This is a genomic window from Streptomyces sp. NPDC101132 (assembly GCF_044759225.1).
GTDB lineage: Bacteria > Actinomycetota > Actinomycetes > Streptomycetales > Streptomycetaceae > Streptomyces.
The window spans coordinates 22672-32769 of the sequence record NZ_JBIVYX010000023.1; the positions used below are offsets into that span (position 1 = coordinate 22672).

Below are 10098 nucleotides of genomic sequence, written 5' to 3' on the forward strand. Positions count from 1 at the left end.
CGAATGCGACAGTACGGTCCCGACCTGACCCCGCCCTGGAAGAAGTCCCGGCCCGCGCCCGAGGTGCCGGCGGACCACGATCTCGTGGTCGAGGAGGTGGCCACCGGGTGGTGCGGTGCCGTGGTCGCCTGCGAGGGCGGCACGGTGACGCTGGAGGACCGCTTCGGCAAGCGCCGCGCGTTCCCCCTGGAGCCGCGCGGCTTCCTGCTGGAGGGGGCCGTCGTGACCCTCGTACGGCCCTCCGCGCGCCCGGCGGCCGCGGGGCCCGGCCGGACCGCCTCGGGGTCGGTCGCGGTCCCCGGGGCGCGCGCACGGGTGGCCCGGGCCGGCCGCATCTACGTGGAGGGGCGGCACGACGCGGAGCTGGTCGAGCGGGTGTGGGGCGACGACCTGCGCATCGAGGGCGTGGTGGTCGAGTACCTGGAGGGCGTCGACGACCTCCCGGCGATCGTCGCCGAGTTCGCGCCCGCACCGGACGCCCGTCTGGGCGTGCTGGTGGACCACCTGGTGCCCGGCTCGAAGGAGTCCCGCATCGCGGCCGCGGTGACCGGTGCGGACGTGCTGGTGGTGGGTCACCCGTACGTGGACGTCTGGCAGGCGGTGAAGCCGTCCTCGCTGGGCATCGCCGCCTGGCCGGAGGTCCCGCGCGGCCAGGACTGGAAGACCGGTGTCTGCCGGGCCCTCGGCTGGCCGCAGCACACGGGCGCGGCCTGGCAGCACATCCTGTCCCGCGTCCGCTCGTACCAGGACCTGGAGCCGTCCCTGCTGGGCCGCGTGGAAGAACTGATCGACTTCGTCACGGCGCCCGCCTGACCCGCGGCAGGGCGCCGGACCCCTCGGCGCCCAGGACGGCGGGGTGTGCCGGCGGGGCCTCAGTCCACCAGGTCGCGGACCACGGCGTCCGCGAGGAGGCGGCCGCGCAGGGTCAGCACCGCGCGGCCGTCGGCGTACGGGCCGGGCTCCAGGAGGCCGTCGGCGAGGGCCCGGCCGGCGGCCGCGAGCCCGGCCGGGGCCAGCAGGTCGAGCGGGCAGCCGTCGGCCAGCCGGAGCTCCAGCAGGACGCGCTCCACGCGCCGGTCCTCGGCGGACAGCAGCTCGCGTCCGGCGCCGGGGCTGCGGCCGGCGGCGAGGGCGGCGGCGTAGGCGCCGGGGTGCTTCACGTTCCACCACCGGACGCCGCCGACGTGGCTGTGGGCGCCGGGGCCCGCGCCCCACCAGTCGGCACCGCGCCAGTACAGCTCGTTGTGCAGGCACCGGCCGGCCTCGGAGGTGGCCCAGTTCGACACCTCGTACCAGTGGTAGCCGGCGCCGGAGAGCACCTCCTCGGCGATGAGGTACCGGTCGGCGTGCACGTCGTCGTCGGTCATCGGGACCTCGCCGCGGCGGATCCGGCGGGCCAGCTGGGTGCCCTCCTCGACGATCAGGGCGTACGCGCTGACGTGGTCGGGGCCGGCGCCGAGCGCGGCGTCCAGGGAGGCCCGCCAGTCGTCGTCGGACTCGCCGGGGGTGCCGTAGATGAGGTCGAGGTTGACGTGCTCGAAGCCGGCGGCGCGCGCCTCGGCCACGCAGGCCTCGGGGCGGCCGGGGGTGTGGGTGCGGTCGAGCACCTTCAGGACGTGCTGCCGGGCGCTCTGCATGCCGAAGGAGATGCGGTTGAAGCCGCCCGCGCGCAGCTCGGCGAGGTACTCGGGGCCCACGGACTCGGGGTTGGCCTCGGTGGTGACCTCGGCGTCGGGGGCCAGGCCGAACTCGTCCCGGATCGCCGCGAGCATGCGGACGAGGTCGGCGGCGGGCAGCAGGGTGGGCGTGCCGCCGCCGACGAAGACCGTGCGGACCTCGCGGGGGTCGTCGCCGAGCACCTTGCGGGCCAGGCGGATCTCGTCCGTCAGGGTGTCGGCGTAGTTCTCGCGGGAGGCGAGCACGCCGCCGGTGCCGCGCAGCTCGGTGGCGGTGTAGGTGTTGAAGTCGCAGTAGCCGCAGCGCGTGGCGCAGTACGGGACGTGCAGGTAGAAGCCGAGCGGGCGGTCACCGGCGCCTTCCAGGGCATGCGGAGGCAGCGCCCCGTCGTCGGGCACGGGCTCACCATCGGGCAGTACGGAAGGCATGGGCCCATTGTCCCGTACCGCCCGACGGTGTCGGACGTGATGCCGGTCGCGCCCCGCTGCCGGGGCGCGGGTCCGGGTCAGGCCTCGCGGGAGCCCTCGTACATCTCGTCGATGAGGTGCTTGAACTCGCGCTCGACGACCGGCCGCTTCAGCTTGAGGCTGGGTGTGAGGTCGCCGTGCTCGACGTCCAGGTCGCGGGGCAGCAGCCGGAACTTCTTGATCGTCTGCCAGCGCTGGAGGCCCTCGTTGAGGGTCTGGACGTACGTCTCGACCAGGCGGTTGGTCTCCGGCGCGGCCACGACCTCGGCGTACGGCTTGCCCTCCATGCCGTGCTCGGCGGCCCAGCCGAGGATGGCGGCCTCGTCGAGGGCGATGAGGGCGGTGCAGAAGTTCCGGTCGGCGCCGTGGACGACGATGTTGGAGACGTAGGGGCAGATGGCCTTGAACTGGCCCTCGACCTCGGCCGGGGCGACGTACTTGCCGCCGGAGGTCTTGATCAGGTCCTTCTTGCGGTCGGTGATCCGCAGGTAGCCGTCGGGCGAGAGCTCGCCGATGTCGCCGGTGTGGAACCAGCCGTCGGCCTCCAGGACCTCGGCGGTCTTCTCGGGCAGCCCGTGGTAGCCCTCCATGATGCCGGGGCCGCGCAGCAGGATCTCGCCGTCGTCGGCGATGCGGACCTCGGTGCCGGGGAGGGGCTTGCCGACGGTGCCGGTGCGGTAGGCCTCGCCGGGGTTGACGAAGGACGCCGCGCTGGACTCCGTCAGGCCGTAGCCCTCCAGGATGTGGATGCCGGCGCCGGCGAAGAAGTAGCCGATCTCGGGGGCGAGGGCGGCGGAGCCGGAGACGCAGGCGCGGAGGTTGCCGCCGAAGGCCTCGCGGAGCTTGCCGTAGACGAGCTTGTCGGCGATGGCGTGCTTGGCGGAGAGGCCGAAGGGCGCGGTGGCGTTGCCGGTGCGGCGGAAGTTGTCCTGGGTGACCTTCGCGTACTCGCGGGCGACCTCGGCGGCCCAGAGGAAGATCTTGTACTTGGCGCCGCCGGCGGCGCGGGCCTTGGCGGCGACGCCGTTGTAGACCTTCTCGAAGATGCGCGGGACGGCGGCCATGTAGGTCGGCTGGACGACCGGCAGGTTCTCGATGATCTTGTCGATGCGGCCGTCGACGGCGGTGACGTGACCGACCTCGATCTGGCCCGAGGTGAGGACCTTGCCGAACACGTGGGCCAGCGGCAGCCACAGGTACTGGACGTCGTCGGCGGTGATCAGGCCGGTGGCCACGGTGGCCTTGGCCATGTACGACCAGTTGTCGTGGGGCAGCCGGACGCCCTTGGGGCGTCCGGTGGTGCCGGAGGTGTAGATGAGGGTGGCGAGCTGGTCGGCGGTGATGGCCGCGATCCGCTCCTTGATGGCCTCGGGGTGCTCGGCGAGGTGGGCGTTGCCGCGCTCCTCCAGCTCCGCGAGGGAGAGCACCCAGCCCTCCGGGTCGCCCTCGGCCGGGACGGCGTCCTCGGCGTTCAGCACCACGACGTGGTGCAGGCCGGGCAGGTCCTTGCGGTGCTCGCGGGCCTTGGCCAGCTGGACGCCGTCCTCGGCGATGAGCACGCGGCTGTCGGAGTCCGAGAGGATGAACGCCGACTCCTCGGCGTTGGTGCTCGGGTAGATCGTGGTGGTCGCGGCGCCGGCGCACATCACGCCGAGGTCGGCGAGGATCCACTCGACGCGGGTGTTGGAGGCGAGGGCGACGCGCTGGACCGGCTCGACGCCGAGGGCGATGAGACCGGCGGCGATGGCGAAGACCCGGTCGGCCGCCTGTCCCCAGCTGAGCGATTTCCACTCGTCCGGCCCCTGGCCCGAGGCCGCCGGGACCGGATAGCGGTAGGCCTCCCCGTCCGGGGTGGCGGCGACGCGCTCAAGGAAGACGGACGCCACGGTGGGCGGGCGATTCTCGATCAAGGACTTTGTGTCGCTCACGACATCCTCCGGACCGGTCCACGCGGAGTTGCGTGGGAGCGTGGGGACTGGCGGGTTTTTGTAACTGGCGAGTAACCATCGAGCAGTGATCAGACTAGAGGCCGCCCGGCCGGGGCGTAAGAGCCAGTGTGCGGCCGGTTCATAACGAAACGGGCCCCCGCGCGTGTGCGCGGGGGCCCGTTTTCGGACAACGCGGTTACTTCTTCTTGGCGCCGGACTCGTCGCTGGACAGCACCGCGATGAAGGCCTCCTGCGGGACCTCCACGGAGCCGACCATCTTCATCCGCTTCTTGCCTTCCTTCTGCTTCTCCAGCAGCTTCCGCTTACGGGAGATGTCACCGCCGTAGCACTTGGCGAGGACGTCCTTGCGGATGGCGCGGATGGTCTCGCGGGCGATGACCCGGGAGCCGATGGCGGCCTGGACGGGCACCTCGAAGGCCTGCCGCGGGATGAGCTCGCGCAGCTTGGCGACCAGGCGCACGCCGTACGCGTAGGCCGCGTCCTTGTGCGTGATCGCGGAGAAGGCGTCGACCTTGTCGCCGTGCAGCAGGATGTCGACCTTGACCAGGCTGGAGGCCTGCTCGCCGGTGGGCTCGTAGTCGAGGGAGGCGTAGCCGCGGGTCTTGGACTTCAGCTGGTCGAAGAAGTCGAAGACGATCTCGGCGAGCGGGAGCGTGTAGCGGATCTCGACGCGGTCCTCGGACAGGTAGTCCATGCCCAGGAGGGTGCCGCGGCGGGTCTGGCAGAGCTCCATGATCGAGCCGATGAACTCGCTGGGCGCGAGGATCGTGGCGCGCACGACCGGCTCGTACACCTCGGAGATCTTGCCCTCGGGGAACTCGCTCGGGTTGGTGACCGTGACCTCCTTGCCGTCCTCCAGGACGACGCGGTAGACCACGTTCGGCGCGGTGGCGATCAGGTCCAGGCCGAACTCGCGCTCCAGGCGCTCGCGGATCACGTCGAGGTGGAGCAGGCCGAGGAAGCCGACGCGGAAGCCGAAGCCGAGCGCGGCGGAGGTCTCCGGCTCGTACACCAGGGCGGCGTCGTTGAGCTGGAGCTTGTCCAGGGCCTCGCGGAGGTCCGGGTAGTCCGAGCCGTCCAGCGGGTACAGGCCCGAGAAGACCATCGGCTTCGGGTCCTTGTAGCCGCCGAGGGCCTCGGTGGCGCCGCCCGTCATCTGGGTGATCGTGTCGCCGACCTTGGACTGGCGGACGTCCTTCACACCGGTGATCAGGTAGCCCACCTCGCCGACGCCGAGGCCGTCGGCCGCCAGCATCTCGGGCGAGTTCGTGCCGATCTCCAGCAGCTCGTGCGTGGCGCCGGTGGACATCATCCGGATGCGCTCGCGCTTGTTGAGCTTGCCGTCGACCACACGGACGTAGGTGACGACGCCGCGGTACGAGTCGTAGACGGAGTCGAAGATCATCGCGCGGGCGGGGGCGTCGGCGACGCCGACCGGGGCCGGGACCTCCTTGACGACCCGGTCGAGCAGGGCGTCCACGCCCACGCCGGTCTTGGCGGAGACGCGCAGGACGTCCTCGGGCTGGCAGCCGACCAGGTTCGCCAGCTCCTCGGCGAACTTCTCCGGCTGGGCGGCCGGCAGGTCGATCTTGTTGAGGACGGGGACGATCGCGAGGTCGTTCTCCATCGCCAGGTAGAGGTTGGCGAGGGTCTGGGCCTCGATGCCCTGGGCCGCGTCCACGAGCAGGATCGTGCCCTCGCAGGCCGCGAGGGACCGGGACACCTCGTACGTGAAGTCCACGTGCCCCGGGGTGTCGATCATGTTCAGGATGTGCGTCCTGCCGGTGCCCTCACCCGTCCGCGGCGCCCACGGCAGACGGACGGCCTGGGACTTGATCGTGATGCCCCGCTCCCGCTCGATGTCCATGCGGTCGAGGTACTGGGCGCGCATCTGCCGCTGCTCGACGACGCCGGTCAGCTGGAGCATCCGGTCGGCGAGGGTCGACTTGCCGTGGTCGATGTGCGCGATGATGCAGAAATTGCGGATCAGCGCCGGGTCGGTACGGCTCGGCTCGGGCACGTTGCTGGGGGTCGCGGGCACCTAGTGTCCTGATTCTCGGGTGGAAGTCGGATCGATACGCAGGTACCCATGGTCCCACGCCCGCGCGAGTGCGCTCGGTTTGGGCCGCCCGAACGGCAGCTGATACCGTGGACAGCTGTGTCTCGTCTGCCCTCTCAGCGGCGGGGCGCTTCCGAAGAAAAACTCTGAACCTGAAAAGGCTCTTTCGTGGCGAACATCAAGTCCCAGATCAAGCGGAACAAGACGAACGAGAAGGCGCGCCTGCGCAACAAGTCCGTCAAGTCCGAGCTGCGCACCTACATCCGCAAGGCCAACGAGGCCGTCGTCGCCGGCGACGCCGAGAAGGCCACCGCTGCCGCCCGTGCCGCGTCGCGGAAGCTGGACAAGGCTGTCTCGAAGGGTGTCATCCACAAGAACGCCGCCGCCAACAAGAAGTCGGCGCTGGCCTCCAAGGTTGCCTCCCTCCAGGGCTGAGCACTCTGATGTGATCGCCGGAAGGGACCAAGCGGGCCCTCTCATCCGCTCCTGACCGGCAACCCCGCGCCGCACGCGGCCTGCGTTCGCCACGCGGGTGCGGCGCACTCATCTCGAACCGAAGGCCCCGGGCCGTCCTTCCCCAGGACACCCGGGGCCTTCGGCATACCCGGCCCCGGGCCGGACCCCGCCACCGAGGAAGGAGGCCGCACGTCATGACGCAGGACGAGGCCCGCAAGGCTCTCGCCGCGCTCGGCCGCTGGCGCGCGCTCGGCTCGGTGGTCGGCTCCGACCGCCTGATCCAGGCCGGTCTGGACGCGCTGCTCGCCGGAGTCGACTGCCCCTCGATCGGCATGCTGGCCGGCCTCACGCGGCGCGAGGAACCGGAGGCCCCCGAGCTGTTCGACCAGGTGCTCGACGAGCTGGGGCTGAGCTACTCGCCCCCGCAGGACCCCACAGCGGCCAAGTGGGCGCTGGCGTACTGGATCGCCGAGCAGATCGCGGACGGCTCCCTCGACCCGGCCGTCGGTGCGTACCGGCTCCTCGCGGACGTCGCGTACGACCTCCGCCACCCCGACGAACTCCAGGATCTCGTCTCGTGCGCCCACAGCTTCGACGACTGGGACGCGCGCTGGAGCCTCCCGAGGGAAGACCTCGACGCCGAGACGGTCGCGGCGGCCCGGAACCTGCTGCACCACCGCAACCGCACGGGCGCGCCGCGGTCGCAGCCGTCCCGGTGAGGTCGTCGAGGTCGGCCGCCGCGTCCGAGCCCCGGCGGGGCTGCTGAGATGGGCAAACGGGCTGAATAGGATCACTACCGTCTGGTAATCAAACGGGGGGGATCCCGCGCACATGACGACATCGACCGTTTCGGATCTCAAACCGGCGGCCGGCCGGGCCGGGGCGCCGCCGGGGAGGGCGACGATCATTCCGGCGCGGCGGCCGTCCCGGCTGTACGTGCTCGACGGGCTGCGGCTCGTCGCCGCGCTGGCCGTGGTCCTGTACCACCTGGCCGGCTACGACCGTTACGGCGTGGCGGGGGTGTGGGGCGCGAGCACCGAGGACGTCTTCCCGCTGCTGCACCGCTTCGCGCAGTACGGCTGGCTCGGGGTGGAGCTGTTCTTCCTCATCAGCGGCTTCGTGATCTGCATGTCCTGCTGGGGGCGGAACGTGCGGGACTTCGCGGTGTCGCGGGTGGTGCGGCTCTTCCCCGCGTTCTGGTTCTGCGTGCTGGCGACCGCCGTGGCCATGCGGCTGTCCGGGGACACCGGGATGACCGCCTCGCGGGTGCTGACCAACCTCACGATGCTCCACGAGCCGCTCAAGGTGCCGCACGTGGACCCCTCGTACTGGTCGCTGTGGGCGGAGATGCGCTTCTACGTGCTCTTCGGCGGCCTGCTGGTCTGGGGGCTCACGTACCGGCGGGTGATGGCCTTCTGCGGGATCTGGATGCTGGGCTCGGTGCTCGCCCCGGTCTCCGGGATACCGCTGCTCGTGGTGATGTTCCAGCCGCAGTACGCGCCCTTCTTCATCGGCGGCGTCCTGATCTTCCTGATGTACCGCTTCGGCACCTCGCCGCTGCTCTGGCTGATGCTCGGCGGGTCCTGGCTGCTGGCCCAGCACCAGCTGCTCACCCTCGTGCGGGGGGCCGAGGCGTGGAGCCGGGTGGAGGTGTCCTGGACGGCCGCGCTGGTCCTGGTGACGGCCTTCTACGGCGTGCTCCTCGCGGCCGCGCTGGGCCGGCTGAACTTCTTCAACCGGGCCTGGCTGGTGCCCGCCGGGGCCCTCACCTACCCGCTGTACCTGCTGCACGAGCGGCTGGGCTGGTTCGCCGTCCAGCGGCTGCACGGCACGGTGCCGCCCCTGGCGCTGCTCGCCGGGCTGATCACCGTGCTGCTGGCCGCCTCCTGGGCGGTGCACCGCTTCGTCGAACGGCCGCTGGGCCTGCGGCTGCGGCGCTGGCTCGCGACCGGGCTGGAGAAGGCCGGCCCGTCCCGGAGGCGGCCGGCCGCCGCGCCGTAGGGCCGGCCACCGTGGCCATCGGGGTCAGGAGCGGCCGGGGCGGGCGGCGCGGGCGACGGCCACCACCGCCTTCTCCAGGGCGTACTCCGGGTCGTCCCCGCCGCCCTTCACGCCGGCGTCGGCCTCGGCGATCGCGCGCAGTGCGACGGCCACGCCGTCCGCCGACCAGCCCCGCATCTGCTGCCGCACCCGGTCGATCTTCCACGGCGGCATGCCCAGGTCCCGGGCCAGGTCGGCCGGGCGGGCGCCGCGCGGGGCCGAGGCGAGCTTGCCGATGGACCGTACGCCCTGGGCCAGCGCGCTGGTGATCAGTACGGGTGCCACGCCCGTGGACAGCGACCAGCGCAGGGCCTCCAGGGCCTCCGCCGCACGCCCCTCCACGGCCCGGTCGGCCACCGTGAAGCTGGAGGCCTCGGCACGGCCGGTGTAGTAGCGGCCGACCACGGCCTCGTCGATGGTGCCCTCGACGTCCGCGCACAGCTGGGTGACCGCGCTGGCCAGCTCCCGCAGGTCGCTGCCGATGGCGTCGACCAGGGCCTCCGTGGCCCCCGGCGTGGCCGAGCGGCCCAGGCCGCGGAACTCGCCGCGGACGAACGCCAGCCGGTCCGCCGGCTTCGTCATCTTGGGGCACTGCACCTCGCGGGCACCGGCCTTGCGGGCGGCGTCCAGCAGGGCCTTGCCCTTGGCCCCGCCCGCGTGCAGCAGCACCAGGATGATCTCCTCGGCCGGCATGCCGAGGTACGCCTTGACGTCCTTGACCGAGTCGGCTGACAGGTCCTGCGCGTTGCGCACGACCACGACCTTGCGCTCGGAGAACAGCGACGGACTGGTCAGCTCGGCAAGGGTGCCCGGCTGGAGCTGGTCCGGGGTGAGGTCGCGCACGTCGGTGTCGGGGTCGGCGGCGCGGGCGGCCGCCACCACCTCCCGCACGGCGCGGTCGAGCAGCAGGTCCTCCTGCCCCACCGCGAGGGTGAGCGGGGCGAGGGGATCGTCGGTGGAGTTCTTCCTGGTGGCCATCGCCGTCCAGCATCCCACGCCCCGCTGACAGCCGGTCCCCGTCCGGCGGGACTCCCCGCCGGACGCCCGGACGGCGTGCCCGAGAATGGTCCGGTGAACGCTCGACATGTACTGGTGCTCCCCGACCGCGACGCGGCGGAGGAGGTGGCCGAGGAAGTGGCCGACCGCTTCGGCATCGGTGAGGAACCCCAGCTGGTCCGCGACGCCCTGGCGGGTGAGGACGACGCCGAGGACGCCCAGTGGCTGGTCGTCGTCGAGGACCCGGACGCCCGCCTCGACCCGGCGGCCCTGGACGGGCTCGCCGCCGAGTACGAAGGCTGGCTGGAGGCTCCCTGAGCCGTGGGGGGGGGGGGGGGCCGCCCCCCCCCCCCCGGGCGGGGGGGGGGGGGGGGGGGGGGCGGGGGGGGGCCCCCCCCCCGGGCACCCCCCCCCCCCAGAACCCGGGGCCCCCACAGAATGCCCGGGCCCCGGG

The 10098-nt window shown here is 72.3% G+C and carries 9 protein-coding genes; 5 read left to right on the forward strand and 4 right to left on the reverse strand.

Annotated elements, in window-relative coordinates; genetic code table 11:
• Positions 1-3 precede the first annotated feature (3 nt).
• Complete coding sequence (locus ACIQUR_RS34010) at positions 4-813, forward strand: DUF3097 domain-containing protein (RefSeq protein ID WP_403673053.1); 810 nt, start codon at positions 4-6, stop codon at positions 811-813.
• Positions 814-872: 59 nt separating this feature from the next.
• On the opposite strand, the gene hemW is transcribed toward ACIQUR_RS34010, so the two are convergent.
• The 3 genes from hemW to lepA all read right to left on the reverse strand — a co-directional run bounded on the left by hemW (position 873) and on the right by lepA (position 6134).
• Positions 873-2105 carry a radical SAM family heme chaperone HemW gene (gene hemW / locus ACIQUR_RS34015; protein ID WP_403673054.1) on the reverse strand — a complete coding sequence of 411 codons (1233 nt, stop codon included), beginning with the start codon at positions 2103-2105 and terminating at the stop codon, positions 873-875.
• Between the two features lie 77 nt (positions 2106-2182).
• Positions 2183-4072, reverse strand: a complete 1890-nt coding sequence (locus ACIQUR_RS34020) for an AMP-dependent synthetase/ligase (RefSeq protein ID WP_403673056.1) — start codon at positions 4070-4072, stop codon at positions 2183-2185.
• Positions 4073-4268: 196 nt separating this feature from the next.
• The gene (gene lepA / locus ACIQUR_RS34025) at positions 4269-6134 is read right to left on the reverse strand and encodes a translation elongation factor 4 (RefSeq protein ID WP_403673058.1); all 1866 of its coding nucleotides are present in this window, start codon (positions 6132-6134) and stop codon (positions 4269-4271) included.
• A 186-nt stretch (positions 6135-6320) separates the two neighbouring features.
• Between lepA and rpsT the strand changes: the two genes are divergently transcribed.
• The 3 genes from rpsT to ACIQUR_RS34040 all read left to right on the forward strand — a co-directional run bounded on the left by rpsT (position 6321) and on the right by ACIQUR_RS34040 (position 8609).
• Positions 6321-6587, forward strand: coding sequence for a 30S ribosomal protein S20 (rpsT, locus tag ACIQUR_RS34030; RefSeq protein ID WP_403673059.1), 267 nt, complete (start codon positions 6321-6323; stop codon positions 6585-6587).
• Between the two features lie 215 nt (positions 6588-6802).
• Positions 6803-7327 carry a hypothetical protein gene (locus ACIQUR_RS34035; protein WP_403673060.1) on the forward strand — a complete coding sequence of 175 codons (525 nt, stop codon included), beginning with the start codon at positions 6803-6805 and terminating at the stop codon, positions 7325-7327.
• A gap of 112 nt (positions 7328-7439) precedes the next feature.
• Positions 7440-8609: an acyltransferase family protein gene (locus ACIQUR_RS34040; protein WP_403673062.1), complete on the forward strand. Its 1170-nt coding sequence runs from the start codon at positions 7440-7442 to the stop codon at positions 8607-8609.
• Between the two features lie 24 nt (positions 8610-8633).
• Here ACIQUR_RS34040 and holA read toward each other — a convergent pair whose 3' ends face one another.
• Positions 8634-9626 carry a DNA polymerase III subunit delta gene (gene holA, locus ACIQUR_RS34045; RefSeq protein WP_403673064.1) on the reverse strand — a complete coding sequence of 331 codons (993 nt, stop codon included), beginning with the start codon at positions 9624-9626 and terminating at the stop codon, positions 8634-8636.
• Between the two features lie 93 nt (positions 9627-9719).
• Here holA and ACIQUR_RS34050 point away from each other — a divergent pair, with 93 nt between their 5' ends.
• Complete coding sequence (locus ACIQUR_RS34050) at positions 9720-9962, forward strand: hypothetical protein (protein WP_403673066.1); 243 nt, start codon at positions 9720-9722, stop codon at positions 9960-9962.
• Positions 9963-10098 lie beyond the last annotated feature (136 nt).

Coding starts and splice junctions, on each gene's coding strand:
- ACIQUR_RS34010 (WP_403673053.1), top strand. CDS start 4: ATGCGACAGTACGGTCCCGACCTGACCCCGCCCTGGAAGAAGTCCCGG.
- hemW (WP_403673054.1), bottom strand. CDS start 2,105: ATGCCTTCCGTACTGCCCGATGGTGAGCCCGTGCCCGACGACGGGGCG.
- ACIQUR_RS34035 (WP_403673060.1), top strand. CDS start 6,803: ATGACGCAGGACGAGGCCCGCAAGGCTCTCGCCGCGCTCGGCCGCTGG.
- ACIQUR_RS34040 (WP_403673062.1), top strand. CDS start 7,440: ATGACGACATCGACCGTTTCGGATCTCAAACCGGCGGCCGGCCGGGCC.
- holA (WP_403673064.1), bottom strand. CDS start 9,626: ATGGCCACCAGGAAGAACTCCACCGACGATCCCCTCGCCCCGCTCACC.